The organism is Bifidobacterium sp. LH_558, from assembly GCF_056356295.1.
In genome coordinates, this window is the sequence record NZ_JBKETZ010000003.1 from 233,955 (window position 1) to 250,267 (window position 16,313).

16 protein-coding genes and 2 pseudogenes are annotated in these 16,313 nt (G+C 49.5%); 3 read left to right on the forward strand and 15 right to left on the reverse strand.

What is annotated here, in order from left to right; all coding sequences use genetic code 11:
* Positions 1-34: 34 nt before the first annotated feature.
* The 3 genes from AC1AV0_RS05845 to AC1AV0_RS05855 form a co-directional block, all read right to left on the reverse strand.
* Positions 35-382 carry an MGMT family protein gene (locus AC1AV0_RS05845; protein ID WP_476572032.1) on the reverse strand — a complete coding sequence of 116 codons (348 nt, stop codon included), beginning with the start codon at positions 380-382 and terminating at the stop codon, positions 35-37.
* Positions 383-411: 29 nt separating this feature from the next.
* The gene (locus AC1AV0_RS05850) at positions 412-651 is read right to left on the reverse strand and encodes a hypothetical protein (protein ID WP_476572034.1); all 240 of its coding nucleotides are present in this window, start codon (positions 649-651) and stop codon (positions 412-414) included.
* A 74-nt stretch (positions 652-725) separates the two neighbouring features.
* Positions 726-1,283, reverse strand: a complete 558-nt coding sequence (locus AC1AV0_RS05855) for a Panacea domain-containing protein (protein WP_476572036.1) — start codon at positions 1,281-1,283, stop codon at positions 726-728.
* Between the two features lie 269 nt (positions 1,284-1,552).
* Between AC1AV0_RS05855 and AC1AV0_RS05860 the strand changes: the two genes are divergently transcribed.
* Positions 1,553-2,392, forward strand: coding sequence for a hypothetical protein (locus tag AC1AV0_RS05860; protein ID WP_476572038.1), 840 nt, complete (start codon positions 1,553-1,555; stop codon positions 2,390-2,392).
* A gap of 29 nt (positions 2,393-2,421) precedes the next feature.
* On the opposite strand, the gene AC1AV0_RS05865 is transcribed toward AC1AV0_RS05860, so the two are convergent.
* From AC1AV0_RS05865 to AC1AV0_RS05910, 10 genes and pseudogenes are all read right to left on the reverse strand, one after another.
* On the reverse strand, positions 2,422-2,724 hold the full coding sequence (locus AC1AV0_RS05865; protein WP_476572040.1) for a DUF2316 family protein: 303 nt from the start codon (positions 2,722-2,724) through the stop codon (positions 2,422-2,424).
* A 184-nt stretch (positions 2,725-2,908) separates the two neighbouring features.
* Positions 2,909-3,706, reverse strand: coding sequence for a DUF1295 domain-containing protein (locus tag AC1AV0_RS05870; RefSeq protein WP_476572042.1), 798 nt, complete (start codon positions 3,704-3,706; stop codon positions 2,909-2,911).
* A gap of 28 nt (positions 3,707-3,734) precedes the next feature.
* Positions 3,735-4,565, reverse strand: coding sequence for an Abi family protein (locus tag AC1AV0_RS05875; RefSeq protein ID WP_476572044.1), 831 nt, complete (start codon positions 4,563-4,565; stop codon positions 3,735-3,737).
* A 495-nt stretch (positions 4,566-5,060) separates the two neighbouring features.
* Positions 5,061-7,265, reverse strand: a complete 2,205-nt coding sequence (locus AC1AV0_RS05880; RefSeq protein ID WP_476572046.1) for a DUF2075 domain-containing protein — start codon at positions 7,263-7,265, stop codon at positions 5,061-5,063.
* 397 nt (positions 7,266-7,662) lie between these two features.
* The gene (locus AC1AV0_RS05885; protein ID WP_476572048.1) at positions 7,663-9,300 is read right to left on the reverse strand and encodes a UvrD-helicase domain-containing protein; all 1,638 of its coding nucleotides are present in this window, start codon (positions 9,298-9,300) and stop codon (positions 7,663-7,665) included.
* Entirely contained in the window at positions 9,287-11,431 is a 2,145-nt protein-coding gene (locus AC1AV0_RS05890; protein ID WP_476572050.1) for an ATP-dependent nuclease, read from the reverse strand. The genes AC1AV0_RS05885 and AC1AV0_RS05890 overlap by 14 nt, the downstream gene beginning before the upstream one ends.
* A gap of 484 nt (positions 11,432-11,915) precedes the next feature.
* Positions 11,916-12,695, reverse strand: a complete 780-nt coding sequence (locus AC1AV0_RS05895; protein ID WP_476572229.1) for an ImmA/IrrE family metallo-endopeptidase — start codon at positions 12,693-12,695, stop codon at positions 11,916-11,918.
* A 204-nt stretch (positions 12,696-12,899) separates the two neighbouring features.
* Positions 12,900-13,112 (reverse strand): annotated as a pseudogene (locus AC1AV0_RS05900) (helix-turn-helix transcriptional regulator); the annotation flags it as partial.
* The gene (locus AC1AV0_RS05905; RefSeq protein WP_476572053.1) at positions 13,063-13,743 is read right to left on the reverse strand and encodes a hypothetical protein; all 681 of its coding nucleotides are present in this window, start codon (positions 13,741-13,743) and stop codon (positions 13,063-13,065) included. The gene AC1AV0_RS05905 and the pseudogene AC1AV0_RS05900, both read right to left, overlap by 50 nt.
* Positions 13,744-13,920: 177 nt before the next feature.
* A pseudogene (locus tag AC1AV0_RS05910) lies at positions 13,921-14,073 on the reverse strand (metallopeptidase family protein); the annotation flags it as partial.
* A 71-nt stretch (positions 14,074-14,144) separates the two neighbouring features.
* On the opposite strand from AC1AV0_RS05910, the gene AC1AV0_RS05915 reads away from it, so the two are divergent.
* Positions 14,145-14,441 carry a nucleotidyltransferase family protein gene (locus AC1AV0_RS05915; protein ID WP_476572055.1) on the forward strand — a complete coding sequence of 99 codons (297 nt, stop codon included), beginning with the start codon at positions 14,145-14,147 and terminating at the stop codon, positions 14,439-14,441.
* Between the two features lie 115 nt (positions 14,442-14,556).
* Positions 14,557-14,799, forward strand: a complete 243-nt coding sequence (locus AC1AV0_RS05920; protein ID WP_476572057.1) for a HepT-like ribonuclease domain-containing protein — start codon at positions 14,557-14,559, stop codon at positions 14,797-14,799.
* Here the strand turns inward: AC1AV0_RS05920 and AC1AV0_RS05925 are convergent.
* Both AC1AV0_RS05925 and AC1AV0_RS05930 read right to left on the reverse strand, forming a co-directional pair.
* A complete protein-coding gene (locus tag AC1AV0_RS05925) occupies positions 14,796-15,164 on the reverse strand; it encodes a metallopeptidase family protein (RefSeq protein ID WP_476572231.1) in 369 nt (122 codons plus the stop codon). The genes AC1AV0_RS05920 and AC1AV0_RS05925 overlap by 4 nt on opposite strands.
* 702 nt (positions 15,165-15,866) lie before the next feature.
* A complete protein-coding gene (locus AC1AV0_RS05930; protein ID WP_476572059.1) occupies positions 15,867-16,250 on the reverse strand; it encodes a transcriptional regulator in 384 nt (127 codons plus the stop codon).
* Between the last annotated feature and the right edge of the window lie 63 nt (positions 16,251-16,313).

Here is a 16,313-nt window from a genome sequence, read left to right on the forward strand (position 1 = left end):
GAATATGCGATCCACTTAACGGGCAATGTTGTTTTCAGGCATCCCACTGACAACGACGGAGATCCACACGCCATCCATCTGCGCCGGCAGCCTCACCGGTATCCTTGCTTGGCGGAACGAATACGACGCCTTCGTTCTCCAGAAGTTCCCGTTGCACATCGGGGCCTCCGAACGCGAATCCCGGGGCAAGCGAGCCGTCCCTGAACACCACGCGATGGCATGGAGTCACGCCCGGATCAGGATTGGAATGCAACGCGAATCCCACGAACCTCGCCGATCGCGGCGCGCCCGCGAGCGCCGCCACTTGTCCATATGTGGCGACCTTGCCTTCCGGAATGCGGCGTACCACGTCATACACCCTCTGCGAAAACGATTCAGTCATATCCGCATGCCTCTCGTTCTTCCAACGAATCAGTGAAACTGGTATCGCATCTGCAATTCCAGACGGTCGTAAGGAGACAAATCACCAAGGTGTTCTCCCAACGCGCTGAGAGGAACTTTCAACAGACGATTCCACCTCACTGCGGACGCTCTGTCGAGTCCCTCTTCGTTCCAGTCCTTCAACAACATGAAATCCGGAAAGTGACTCTTTTCGACCTTGCTGGTCACGCAAATCACCACGCAGCCATCGTCGGTCACCTCTTTGACCACAACCGGCCGATTTTGCCTCTGCTGGGATCTTCCCGATACGGAAACCAAACTCTGCGCACTTGCCAAGGCGAACGTCAGTCATCATCGTCTTCCCATCCCTCTGGAAGGAATGGGCGCCCGTGTTTATCTAGCTCTGCTTCGACGACCAAAGAGTCCGGTGCCGACGCTTCGTCTATCATCAACGGTGTCCGTACCACCCATTCACGAATGGAGTCGCAGGGTATGACGTTGTTCCGGTTCTCCTCATACGCTTGGCTCCATGGCGTTCCGGGCTTATGAGTCATCCGCATCAGACCAATGGCCGAGTAGTCCCTCGCATAGGTGCGATACACGTCGCACAATAACTGCAAAACCTCCGGATCAATGGTTTTCCAGTCGAAGGGACGCGCGACTTTGGCGATGGCATCACGCTGATATCCGCTGAACGTCCGATACACATCCTTGACCACAGGACCGTACTTCCATGCCTCCAAAGGCGCATCAAACAACGGCTTCCCAAAACGCTGCAAGCTGGCGGCTTGCGCGAAGAACAACAACTTGTTGAGCTTCATGTTCGTCATGCCGTCGTCTTCTTCGGGGTTGCCCTCATTCGCCGTTGCGATGAAGAAATCCGCCACATCCATAACGTCCATGCGCGCACCTCCATTGACCTTCACTTGAACATATCAGTATACGCCAAAGATTCCATGGCATTCCTCTACCCTTGTCTCCAGCGAAGCGTTGCACCCTCCGTCATTCCGAGCGAAGCTCAGCACCCGTTATCCGAATGAGATGCCTCGACTATGACGATACAGCCTCATTATTCTGAGCGAAGCATTGCCTCTTCCGTCATTCCGAGCGAAGCGTAGCTTAGTCGAAGAATCTCCTCCCGCGCAGCCTTTCACAGATTAGACTTAATGTCGTGAGGATATTGGAATCACAAACCGTGGGCAAGCATGGCGATCCGTCATTGAATGAGGACGGCTTGTTCGTCGGCGACGCCTATATTGCCGTGATCGACGGGGTGACATCCAAAGCCGAATACGACCTGTGGCATCCTTCGCCCGGTGTTGTGGCGAAGGATACGCTGCTGGCCGCGTTGTGCAAGTGCGATACCAAAGACGCTGATTCTCTGAATTACCCCGATTCCACGAACACCCTCATGCCGTTGGACATGCGTGGCATGCAGCATGCTTTGGATGCGGCTCTGCGCACGCAATACAGCAGCGACCCTTCCCAACCGGCAGAGTTCTTCGCAACGCAACCCGTGGAGCGATTGCAAGCGAACGCCGTTGTCTACAGCGCGCCGCGTCATGAGATCTGGCTGTTCGGCGACTGCCAAGCGATGGTCAACGGTGTGCAGATTCCGACCGTGAAGCGCGTGGATACGCTACTTGCCGACCTGCGCAGTTTCGTCGCGCAGGCCGATTCAACCGCTGATTCGCGAGCAGCGATTCTGCCGTTTCTACGATTGCAATCACGCTTCGCCAATCGCCCCGGCGAATTCGGCTATTTCGTATTCGACGGCTATACGAATCCCGACTGGCCTGTTCGCATCATTCCCGTCGAGCCAGGTGACGAAATAATACTTGCCAGCGACGGCTATCCGCGTTTGCTCCCCACGCTCAACGAATCAGAAACCATGCTCGCACAAATCCGCCGCACCGACCCGCAGCTCATCGGCAAGTACCGTTCGACAAAGGGCTTCTTCCCCGATTCGGACGCTTTCGACGACCGCACCTACATCCGTTTCATCGCCTGAGGACCCATGAAAATCCAGCGCCAAGACGCTCAGTCAAGCATCATGGTATTCACACGATCCGCGTCAAGAAACCAGTAATCCTCCGGGTTCCCGCGAAGCGCAGTGAACGGCACCAGTTCAACGCCCTGCTGTGCCGCTTTCGCCATGAGATACCGGCGCAACACCCAGGCATCCTCAAGATGCCGCACGTTGCGCAGGTTCATGACGTCCTCGATTCGATGCTCGTTCACGCCCAAATCGGCGGCCACCTGCGCAGGAGTCACTCCCAACAATTCAAAATTCCGCGCGAATTCACGCCTCGTCGCAACCTTCTGTTCAACACTCAACGACATAGCCCCTCCAATCAGTTCAGCAAGAATACTCCGTTTCGCTCAGCCAAGTCTTCAATGTAGCTATTCGCATAATGCGCGGCACTGGCCCGGCAGGGGTCCGGCACTGGTCCGGCACTCGACGCCCCAATTGAGGCCAGACCAGACTCCGAGATCGCTTTCACCATGCCACAGTCTGAAAAGACTGCTACCCCACCAGCCACTGGTATTTCGCGACGCTGTACAGCGGTACGAACGGGATGAGGATCGGCGTTTTGGATACGTATGACTGATATTCGGGATCGTTGCCGTAGTTTTTGTTCTGGCGCAGTTCCAGTCTGCGTGCGCCGCCGAACATGATCCATACGATGCACACCCATCCGGCGATGGCGGCCAACCATTGCCATACGCCGTTGAGCGCGGTGAGTCCGGAGACGAACATGCCCGTCCAGGTGAGCACTTCGCCCAGATAGTTCGGGCAACGCACGAGGCGGAACAGGCCCACGTCGCAGAAACGCTGCGGATTGGTTTTCTTGAAGCGGTTTTTGGTGTAGTCCGATGCCGATTCCAGCGCGATGCCGAGCAACATGACGATCATGCCGATGATGGCGACCGCGTCCGTGGGTGCATGGTTCTGCAGTCGGAACAGCAGCGGCGATGCCTCGCACACGTACAGCAGCGCGCACACCACCCAGATCAGGATTTTGAGGATCGGGTTCATGCCGGAGCCGTCTTTGATTTCGTTCTTCATCGTGCGCTGGTAGGCTGCGCTGCGTTGTTCGCGCACCAGCAGATATCCGCCGAGTCGCAGCCCGTAAACGATGAGCAGCACCGCCATAATCGCCGTCACCCAAGTGAGTGCGCCGCTCATGCCGAAGATGACGAGTAACGCGACGCCGATGCCGGCCATGGAGAATCCGTAGCCCAACGAGATGAACCACACGAACCGATAGAACCCGATGGATGAGATGACCAGCGCCACAACGCACAAGATAAGAAACTGCATGCTCACCATTGTATGGTCTTACGGGTTTTCACCGCGCTTCGCCAGGCCAGGACACACGTGGGGCGCGTACGTTGTTGGGTAGATCGGATGGGAAGGATTTGACGCAGTCGCGTAGGGCGGCGAGCTGGCCGCTCTCCCCCATTGCGTTCAGCAACATGGCGACGATGCCGATGACGCGTTCCATGGCTATGGGTTTGCCGTTCAGTTCGAATTCGCGGTCCCAGATGCGGCGGTGATGCGCGCACACGTTGCGCAGATCGTTCAGCGGGTCGAGCCAGGCGTCCAACGTGCTGGCTTTCACGCCGAGCGTTTTGGCGATTGCGCCGCGGTCCTCGTCGCGCAGATACCCGTACAGGTGTTTGAGATCGCCGAACGACAGCAGTTCGACCGCCGCCCATACCGGCAGTTCGCCGTCGAAGTCGGCGCCGTAATGGCCTTCGAAGTCTTCGTCGCTGTTACGTCGTGAATTCTCATAGTTGCGCACGAACCGCTCCCACCCGTTGCGGCTCAGATTCGGCCGCAACGCTTCGGGATGGATATGGCCCAGCGGATCGCGCGCACCAAGCACATGACCGATACGCACGCGCAATGCGATTTCTATTTTCTCCATCGACGCGAACAGCGTGGCGCGCAACGCATCATCGAACCGATACAACGCCATAACATGCGCAAACCGTGCGTCGGCTACGAAATCGCCACCGGATCCGCCGATACGGAACACCTTCCAGTAACCAGACAGCCGATAGTATCCAATGCGAGCGAATTCCGCCGCAAACTCGCCCGCGTCCACCATGCCACGCGCCTCGATACGCGCCACCTGCTGCTCAATACTGAACCACGGTTTAAACTGTTGCGTCATGCTTGCAAGACTAGCGCATCAAAACTGCTGCGTGCGATGGAATACCGCACCTCCATGACACCGAAAGGCGACGGCTAGGACCATGATGTCATTGCCTCACCAGATGATTTGAGGCTTTCACCTCCACGCATCATCGTCGAAGTGAAGCATCATCACTCCCCATGAGTGCCCGCACTGCGTTTATTCATCGGAGGACTACACGATTCCGACAGAGGCTTGTACATCAACACCAGCGGTTTCGCCAAGGAGACGCTCTATGAAGCCGCACGCGCCTCGTTCCCATAACGCTGCTCGATCTGATCGTCTTATCCATGTGCTCACAGGCAACCACGAACGAACCGATTCTGAGACACAAGCATTACTGTCTCTGATGCGGATTTATTGTCCAGCCTAACTCATGGGCGCCTCACTAGTCACATAGCTTGAAAACAGTCGATTCTCTGTATCAAAAACGTCTGCAGTAAGGAATCCAGATGCAGGAATTCTAAGCCTTTATTATTTGGCAGCGTCTTTTAATGCCTTTTGCAATTCTGGGTCAACCGCGAACAGATAAAGTCCATGCACACCTCGCTTGAGCAGTACATTTAGTTCATTACGCAGATTGGATTCCGAATAGTCGATAGAACCGTTACGCATATTTGTAGCCCTAGTGTTTTTACTTGCAGTCTTGTCGAACACAATATGACCATTCTTATACTTGACTGACGGACCAATAATCACACCCGCAAAATTTAAATCAAAACCCTGGATGGTGAAGGTGGATCCAATCTCATCGATAGTGTAATCTTTTTCGGCCCATGCTTTCCCGTCTTTGGCACTCGTCCGAGAGCCGAGTTCAGGCAAACAATAATTCCACGGATGACAAAAGCGAGAAGGATTCCCATCAGGGTTTTCTACATCGAATTTACCTTCATCGTTTGGCGCATGACCCATTCTCCAAATCTGTTTCTCTTCACCAGTGTCGTCATCATAGATTGAACTGCGATATAGCTCAACATTCCAATATCCATCCGGACTATTTGGATTGGGCCTCCCCTTCTTGTATGGCCAATCATAGGTTGCCAGCACGCGTGAAAGCCCATGTCCATTTTCACCATCCGCTTTTTCCTTGGCCTTGTCTTTAATGGCGCTCATGAGTTCAATCGGCGAATCAAATATCCTAATCTCATAAGGATCACGAAGATATCTTCCTTCATTCTTTTCACCCCGGTCATGAGGAATTTTACCAATAGTTCCAGGCTTCTCATGGGACCCAATGAAATCGTCAAGCCACTTAAACGTCGCCTCGTCGGCAGCAATACGAAACTGCTGCTCAAGTCGGATATGACAAACATCAACTATGTCACCACTAATCGTCATAGGAACAAAATCAAAGGCATCCTTATCGGCCACTGACGGATTATTATCCAACTGTTCCCCTAGAATTGTTGTCAACGACTTTGAATCCCACTGCTGTGCGCTTTGAAGTATTTGTTGCGGATCAAAAACAGCAATGACAACTTTCGCTCGTCTAAGCAGGTCATACAACATATTCTCACCAGAATAACTCTGGCTTCCTTGAGTAAGAAGTAAATGCGATTCATCAACTAGAATTACATCTGCCTTACCTCTTGGCTTGCTTGGAATACCACGTCCTGTCGGTTTCCCATTTTTCCCAACAGCTGATTCACTAAAACGATTGATGAATTCAGAGGGCAATAGCACCACATCATCATATGTGTCTTGCAGACCCAATTTCACTGCGATTTGATTATATACTGTTTTTTGTTCATGATGGTTAACCAAAACATACGACTTAAAAGAGTTCTGTCGATTGTTGGTTCTCGAAAGCATATCTATTCCGCTACTGAGCATATCCTCATCGTCTTCATCTTCAAATCGACTATCAAACCCCAGTTCCACAGATAAACGGTAGAACAGATGACTTAAAAGCACAGTTTTACCCGTACCAGCAGCACCTTGAACAAAAATGAGTTTTGGGTGATCCTCCTGCATAATTTGATTAGTATTAAATCCTGTCTTTTCTGCAAGCAATCGTTCCACAGAAGATTCAAACAAATCTTCAACCACCGACATAATGATATTTTCAGCTTCAACTTGATCATTGGACAGCTCATGGAATGGCGATGCCTTGAATAAAGCAGAATCACGAATAATCTGCTCTGCAGGGAACAGATTGGGGTCCATATCATGTAGACCAAGCCATATTTCATTGAAAATCTGCTCGAATTCTTCCTTGGTATAGTAATCCCCTTGAGCATTTGTCCGTCGATTGTTCAATTTTTTCACTGAATGCGAGCCAAGCAAATAATTCATCAACCTGTTCTCGACATCTAATGTCAATGATTTGTTGAAGTGCTCATTACCAATAACATACTGGGACACATTCTCGGGCTCTTCATCCATCCACCTACGCAGCTCACTCCAGTCCTCACGCACAATGGAATCGCGACTGATATGCTGTTTTGTCCTACGCCGAATATTATTGGTCTCCCCCACGTACACCGTATATTCCGTATTCCTATCCGCATGAACCACATATACTGTGGGATAATCAAGCAACGCATGCCGAGATTTAGCAACATCATCAGAGGAAAGCTCTCCAAGCTGCCGATTCAGTATTTCTTCAACTTGCGAATCCTCGAATGTGGCATAGGGGAGATCCACAATGACTGTTTTTGATAACACAGAACTTGCCATACGACTATTATGCACACACAAATCGTCTTCACCAGACAAGTTTCACATCTCGATATTCTCAAAACGGATAAGAACACAGACGTTTCTCTGAGATATTTCTATAATGCAATTCTTGGATGTTCATATTTGCGCTAAATTCGCCTAAACCAACGATTGTTTGATTCTATAGTTATCTAGTGAATTCATTATGAATTGATTACCAGATCATAGACGCAAAAAACAACGTTCCATCTCTCTTATTGACTGTCCTGACTGACAGCGCATTGCGCGAATATGCACTACTTCATCTGAATCCAAATCACCGGCGACTATCACGTCACATTATCACTATTATCTATAGATTCCTGAAAACGTTTGTCAATCACGCACTTAGACTCTAAACAACCCGTGAATCTGCCTAGACAAAAAGTGAAGCATCCAAGACATTATCGTCCCCAAATATTTTTTTAGCACCTGCAATAACATCAAGTTCCGAGTCTGGATAGAGCACGACGAGATTTTTCCGGGCTCGGGAACATGCTACGTAAAAGAGCCGTGCAGTGCGTTCCCTCACTGTGTCTTTACCTTTGCCAGCTAGATAGTTCGCGAAGCTGTACATATTCCAAGTGTCATCGAGCACAACGCAGACATTGTCATATTCAAGTCCTTTGCATCCGTGCATGGTCTCGAAGGATGTCAGGTTCACACATTCCTCATAATATGGAATAAGATTGACGGCCTGTAAACCACAGATACGAGAAAAGGCTTTGCTTTTTTGACGAAGCTGGTCAATAAGCGAGGCAGAAAAGAATAGGTTACTCTCGGACAACAAATTGAACGCCATATCAATGGTAGTGCAGTCATCTACCGTTTGATCAAGCAATCCAATAAGACGTTTCTTGTCCGCAAAGCTCCGTATAGCATTCGGTGTAACTTGGTCAAGAATCCGAGAGTACTTTTTCTCACGATAGTGGTGAAGGATACCTCCTAGTTTACGCAGCGCGAGCACCAGATTATCACCGTCAACACTCTGCCCATACAAGCGATTGTTATTACTGAATGCTGAGCGAAATTCCTCATAACCTGCTATGTTCGCAACTTGTCGATGAGTGAGGCTAAGGATTTTCCAATTCGCATCTGAATTAGCCGTTCGATCAGCCCATCGCGGGAGATCGCGAGCTACAGTGAACGAAGCCATATGAGCCCCAGAGAATGTAGCCTGCGGACCGTGAAGGAATGTAACTATTCCATGACGAACTTTTCCAGAAGGTCGCTGAAGTTTGCCATCAGCACGTATATTGTTGATCACTTGGATAACTTCAGATGAACTGCGATAGTTGTCAGGCTTCCATATTTCAGCAAAATTGCCTGCGAACCGTCGACCAGAATCGATATCTGTAATACCTTTGTTATATATAGATTGCATGGGATCTCCAAATAGACCGATGCACAGTTTTGGTTTGTCGGAGCCTTCCTCCTGCGCATATGGAAGAATACAGTCAAGAAACAAAGATATTACATTTTCATCGGCATCCTGATATTCATCGATGAACAGGAACTGATATTTAGCAAGAAAACAGTCCATCAGCAACGAATGCCTTGTGAACATTGCGAGGCTTAATGCCAATAATTCGTTATGACTGATGATTCCTTGTGGTAAATCAGGATAATCCTCATATCTAATGACCTTAACATCATTCAATGATTTCTTATCATCATCAGATAGGCTATGAGCCCATTTAGCCATCAAATAAGTCTTGAAGTCTCTGACCAAATCAGCCTGAAATGGTGATATAAGATTCCAGAGAAACGAATGAATGGTGGATGCAACAACATCCGGAGAGTCAACGCGAGTCATAATCTCTTGGGCGGCATTGTTGGTATAAGTAATACAGGCGACAGAAGCCATCGGCTCGATTTGGTGCGCCATTCTCACCGCATCAACCAGAGTCTGTGTTTTGCCGCTGCCGGCACCGCCTCTAAGTATAAATGACCGCCGTTGACCCAAACAGTCACGAATCGCATCTATAGCGCATGGAGAGTTACGCTCGTTCATCGGGTGATCCATTCAGCCATAACAAACCTTTACGGATATAGGTCGGAATATTCCACTGCTTACCCGAGAAATATGCCATCATAAGCTCAATCGCGAAATTAGCCTTGTTAATTCCTGTTTGCCTTGCGATTTCATAGTAATTACTTTCTCTCTTCATTTTTTTCTTAAATTTCATACAATTACTATACTCAGCAGAAAATGAGTTCTCTTGAAAGAAGAACTTATTTTCACAAAGGAAAGCATCCTCAAAACTGGTAGACGGATTTACGCAATCACCAAACGATGTTTGAGAACAAAGATATACTTGTCCAGCCAAATCGTCCTTCACATACTCAAGTAATTGATTAGACTCTTTAATTCTATATGCATGATTAACAAACTCTTTTATTCCAAGTATATCTTCTATCTTTGCGATAGCCTTAATCGTTGCATTTGAAGTTCGATCTGCCTTTTCAAATGAAACACTTCTTCCCGTTGCGCCAACTACTGGATCCATATCCGTAATGACCAATGTTCTAATATTTAAAGTCGCCAATATTGGCAATATCTTATGCGCATATGCTCCGCCCATCTCGAGGATACAAATTTGTTGGGACAAAAGACTATCCCACGAATCATTACCGGCCTGTTCAGTGTCAATAATCTGCATAAACGTTGGCATGAGTATTCGTTCGGTTTGACCTTCGATAAGAACAGCTTTCTTAGCGAAGAATAATTCCGAATGATTTAAGGAAATATATTTCTTTGTGAATTTAGTAAGACTATCCATCTCTGCAGTTTGACTTTGCATATGCCATTTCATATCAGCCAATGACTTGCAATCAACCTTGGAAAAACGTGATGCTTGCGCAAGAGCATTGTCATTAGTTGCCTCGCCAAGAATTGGTCGAGTCATGAGATTAATGTCATTGAAGTTAGCCTGAGATACAATCTGAGGGGAATGTGTGGTGATTATAGTCTGAAGATTAAACGGACGCACTGCGTTTGGCCGCACCGACTGATTTATGATGCTTTCGATTCTTTGGATGAAAACATACTGCATCTGAGGATGCGTATGTGCCTCAGGTTCTTCCAGAAATAGCAAGTTAATCAGCGCAGGAGTTTTCTGATTATCAATGTCCTGGCTATAAGTGGTATTGCCTTGTTTCAGAGACTCAATCGCTATCTTGATATGGAATATAATTTCAAAGAAATTCAAATAACCCAGACCATTGAAATCTTCAGGTAATCTAATCAAATCATCACTCTCACCATAAGTGACTTTTGTGGACTGTCGAAACATGTTCGCACTATCATGATTTGATTCAATATGTATTCTACTCTCACCAGAGTTATATGATAAAGCCCGTATGTCTTCAATAACCTCTTCGAATAGGGAATCGTATTGATTACTTAAAGCTTTGTTCGCATCATCAATCGCCTGATCGACCTCTAACAATTGCGCGTCGAGGTGCTGCAGCTGGTCTCGATACCGTTGCGCAAGTGTTGATAGAGTGGACACTCTCCCCTCTTTATTGTTGGATTCACGCTTTGCCTCGATGATTTCTAGTGCAATGACGTCTTTTATGACACTGCTGTTCAACTGTCGTGTATCAGATGAATTCATTGGGTTCACTGCTTCCACTAATCGTGTTCCATAGGATGACAAAAAGAGTGCATCTCTGAGACAGCGTTCGTAGTAATGAGCTTTCTGCAAAGGATTTCTGGACTTAACCTCGCTAAAAGCCACGTCGAGCTCTTTGCGCAGTTTCCGTTGTCCCTCAACCGTCAACGCATAGGTAAAACGTACAACAAATTCTTGAATCCCCTGATCGAGATCCATGAGAAGGATTCCCGCTGCTCCAAAATCCTCATCCTTCCCATATTCGATTGTTAAATCCATGCTGATTTTCTGGCCGGTTAAATCACCATCCTCCTTCTCAAGCAAGGTCTTCATATACTCAATGGACTCCGGACCAAAATCGTACAGCGAAAATTTCTGCTTTGGCTGCAGGAATTTCTTCATTACATGAACAAGCGATGTCTTACCAGTATTGTTGCGACCTATGACCAAAGTCATATCCTCACGAAGAGGAATATCGACATCAGCTAACGATCTGAAGTTTCTGACATGGATTTTGGATACCTTCATCGGACATTCTCCCTATGCGGAATTGTATTATCAAATAATTCCCAATGTAAAAGGATACTCTCATCATGGCTGTATCTTGTGTGTCCTAACTCACTTACTGAACAACTCAATAAAGCAGCCATAACCTAAACGTTTTCACTTGTAGACCTACGACCAGTAACACTAATCTCCCGTAACAACCTCATCATAGATTGATGTCACTGCAGTCTGGCAAAGCGAAAACAGGCTCACTCAACAACTTCGTCTACAGCAAAATGCAAAATTCACAGATATACCGTGAAGCCACTGCTCCACACAACGGAACTTTTATATGACACGGCAAGAGTCTCTGTTTTTAGTACCCGTGCGAATGGAGGTAGTCGTAGAGACCGAAGTAGTGGCCGATCTCGTGAACCACAGTGATACCGATCTAACGAACGAGCTGCTGACTGGTGGGGAGCCGACGCATTCTCAGTAATCTCGGAAGATTGGTGATGGCGAAGGCTCAGCGAACCATTTGATTCACGTGCAATGTCAGCGCAGGCTTTGCTCCATCTCTTGATGAAAGACGGCTCCCAGTAGAGCTTCCTTCGATAACGGTCAGGAGATTACCGAATGACAGGTCATGCAATTCTTTTCCAGTTAAGCCTGTTTCCTCGGCGATGGTACTGCTGGAAATTCCCTTGCGTCGGTTGGAGTCGCTGATGAATCGAAACACCTGCGAATCCTCACGCTTGATACCGTCAGGTTCTCCGGATCGATAGCCCCGCACACTGAGCTCGGAGCACACGGAACGGTACTCCCAATCAGTCAGACGTCCGAGTGCATGAGCACGATATGCCATAGCCGCAGCAGAGACCCTGAAGTATCGTTTCGCTTCAAGAATCTGCTTCAAGCTCGCATGATGAGGAATCATCGACGCAACACGGCGTTCTGGCATCAGTAGATTTGAAGCAAATTCATGCGCCTCTTTCTCCACATCACGTCCGTTCAAATCAGACTCAGTCAGAGAAGTCTCATGCATGAGCAAATGACCGATTTCATGGGCGATGTCGAAGCGAATGCGTTCCGGGGTCTTATGTGTGTCGACCGCAATATACGGAACCCCATCGAACATGAAACTGAACGCATCCACCTCACGCCCCACATCCGGCAATCCAAATAAACGAATTCCATGGGATTCAGCCAAACGCATCATGTCAGGCAACGGGTTTTCCCCGTAACCCCAATCTCCACGCAGAGCAACGGCATATTGCACTGGCGACGAGGCGATTTCTTCACCCATGGGGAGGTCACATTCCGGAAGCAGAAAATGATCGGTAATCCAACGGAAGAACAACAAAGCGTTCCGACCATGGCCAACAGCCGATTTCCGCTGCCTAGTTGTAGACTTCCGCAACGATCGGAACCACACCTGTTCCATAGACAAATCCTCGATAGCAGACTCAGAGGGCAGCACGGAGAAGAACGAGGGCATAACACCCAGAGCCTCAGCCAAGAGTCTGCTTTTGGCCGCGGGAGCGCCTTCCTCTTCGTAATTCGCTATGGTACGAGGCGTTACGCCTAAGACGTCAGCGAGCTGGACTTTGCTCATTCCAGCCGTTTCACGGGCGCAACGTATTCTATCCGGATTCAGCGATGGCCCATTCGAATCAGCGCGCGGAAATGGCGACTCTAGGCTCGTCATCCTCACCACGCTCATCTGCTCGATCCTCCACAGGCTGTTCCATCATGCCGACATCAGCCAGCACAATTCGTTTGTCCCACCCCATTATCTTACCGTCGTCCGTCGCACCAACAGGCAAAGACACTTCCAGATGAACCACATCTTCCTCACAGTGGTACACCACGAACCATAAGGTCTGAGGTCGTGCTTTCGACTCTTGTTCCAGAGCATCAAAACTCAGTTGAACCAGATCCGAACAACTGTTGCTCTGGATTTCCAACAACGTCACCGGCCCTAACTTTTTCTTCAACCGCAACACCAGATTGGTATCGCCAGTGGCTTTCGTTCCTTGAGCAAAAGCCAAACCTAGACCATCACGTCGATATGCACGCGGCGCAGTTCTATTATCAGCGGAACGGTTGGCAATCCAATCGTCTTCGACATCGATAGATGCCCGGACCTCCTCCACGAACGCATGGTAGAAAATCGAACCTGGACCACTCAGTTGCGTATGAAACTCATCAGATTCACGATAGCGTCGAAGCGCAATCCTCGCAGACTGTCTAATTATCTCACTCGAAAACCCGAAAATTCTCTCGAACTCGGCATCCGCGCTTAAACCTTTAAATTTCTTTGCAAAACCAGCGAAATCATTTTGAATAGACAACACGCCCCTCCTCACAACTTTGTTAAAAACCAGAAATTTTGTATCTACTGTACAAACATGCCTTGACTCCATAGTCAACGCATGCGAGCCCAAGTCCTTCGTCTCGCGCCCGATATACCAACACACAACATCAGGGCAGGCAGCATCAATTAAGGCACAAAATCATTCTGCGACAATCTAGTAATGGAGGTAGTCGTCGTCGAGGCCGAAATAGTGGCCAATCTCGTAGATCACGGTGATGCCGATCTGACGGACGAGCTGCTGACGGGTGGAGCAGACACGTTCGTGCGGACCTTTGAAGATAGTGATGATGTCGGGCATCACACCATTATCATGTTTTCCAAGCAATCACATGTCAACTAATATGAGGGTAGGTTAGCTTCCAGCACGAAGGAGTTGTCATGATTTCACATATATACAGCCATGATGAACTTCGCGAGCTCATCGTTCCCATGCTGTCGCATTACGGTATGAAATCGGCACGCCTGTTCGGCTCATACGCACGTAACGAGGCCACATCGACTTCAGACATCGACGTGCTGCTTGAAGGCAATCCCGGATTCAGCCCATTGAACGTATTCGCCATGGCTGAAGAACTACGAGAGAAGTCCGGCAAAGACGTGGACATGTACGAGCTGAGCGAACTCAACGACGGGCCGTTCCGCAATGCTGTATTCGAGGACGCGGTGTTGCTATGAACGAGAAAGACTTGCACAGGCTCCGGCGCATCGCAGAAATCGGTCGCAAACTAGAACAAACCATCCTTGACAAAGAAATTACACAGCAACAGGTTGAGGACGACTACACCTTGCAATGGATGCTGGCTACGCCACTTCACGACATCGGGAGCAAGTGTATCGGCTGTCCAAAGAGTTCAAAGCCGATCACCCTGAAGTTCCTTGGTCAGGTGTCGCCGGTGTAAGACATCGCATCGTTCACGATTATGAAGGCAGCAACTGGGATTTACTCGCCCACATCATCTTCGTTGATGTTCCGCCGTTCATCGACCAAGTAGAGCATCTCATTACCACGGCAGGCGCCATCCGCAACAACTAGTACCCATGCGAATGGAGGTAGTCGTCGTCGAGGCCGAAGTAGTGGCCGATCTCGTGGATCACGGTGATGCCGATCTGGCGGACGAGCTGCTGGCGGGTGGAGCAGACGCGCTCGTGCGGACTTTTGAAGATGGTGATGATGTCGGGCATCACACCGCCGTAGCCGGTGGTGCGCTGCGTGATCGGCACGCCCTCATACAATCCCAGCAACTCGCCGTGGGAACCGCACATGGAGGCAAGCTCGCGCTCGTTCGGTTCGTCGGCCATGGCGATGCCCACATTGTCGAGCACTTCGCGGAACCGTTCGGGAATCGAATCCAGCGCCTCCTCGACCGCGGCCGCGAACTCGTCATCCGTCATTCTCAACGCCATATCAGCACTCTTTCACCGTGTTGTCATGCCCTTCAAACATACCCAATCATCTCAGCATGCACATTTTCCAACACGAATTAGGCTGCCATCTGCCACTTTTCCAACACAGGATAAGGGTTTGACAGCATATTTTCCAAGCATTCATCATGCGTTTCACACTCATTCCTTGTAGTGGCGGATGACGCGCATGTCGATGCGCAGCTCTTATCAGCGTGGACGTTCTGATGGTCAATGACAGCTTATCCACGGGAGCTGGACTCTCAACGTGGACGTTCTGATAGTAAGTGACGTTATATCCACGGGAATCAGCCTCTCACCGTGGACGTTCTGATAGTAAATGACGAATCGTCCACACTGAGCAGCTCCGCAACGTGGATGAATTGACAGTTACTACCAAGATATCCACGCTGAGACAACGTAGCGTGGATGGATAGGCAGTATATGACAGATCATCCACTCTGAGCGCCTCCTCAACGTGGGTGATTTGACAGTTACTACCGAGATATCCACACTGAGGCAGCGCAGCGTGGATGGATAGGCAGTATGTGACAGATCGGCCACGCTGAGCAGCCCCGCAACGTGGATGAATCGGCAGTAACTGGCATTTCATCCACGATAAGAGCATCCTGAACGTGGACGAATCGTCAGTAGGTATCAAATCGGCAACGCTGACGACACTGATAACGCTGACAGGAATTACTCCAACGAATCGAGGACGTCGTCGATGAGTAGGCGGGTTTTGGCGGCATCGGAATCGTCACGCAGACGAGGGAAGCGACGTAGGGCGTTGGCAGGGCTGGCGTCGGCGGCGCGGGCGATATTCGATTTGCTGATACCGCGTGACGCGGCTTTCTCCGCCAAGCGATCCACCAGAGAATCGGAGACTTGGCGCATTCGTTCGGCAACCCATAGTTGGGCCATTTCCGGTGAAAGGTCGTAATCCTCAGATAACTCGCTACTTGCCTCCTGCACGGCGGCCCACAGCACCATGAACGGCTTGCGGTAGTAGGCGATCTGCTCCTGAGACGGCTCCCCCGCCAGCGCCTCCAACGCTTTGCGGTCCGTGCTGTTGTCGCTCATGTGCCCTCGTTTCGCCGTCATAATCTCGCTGGGATAAGTGTACGACAGGGAGATGGAGATGCC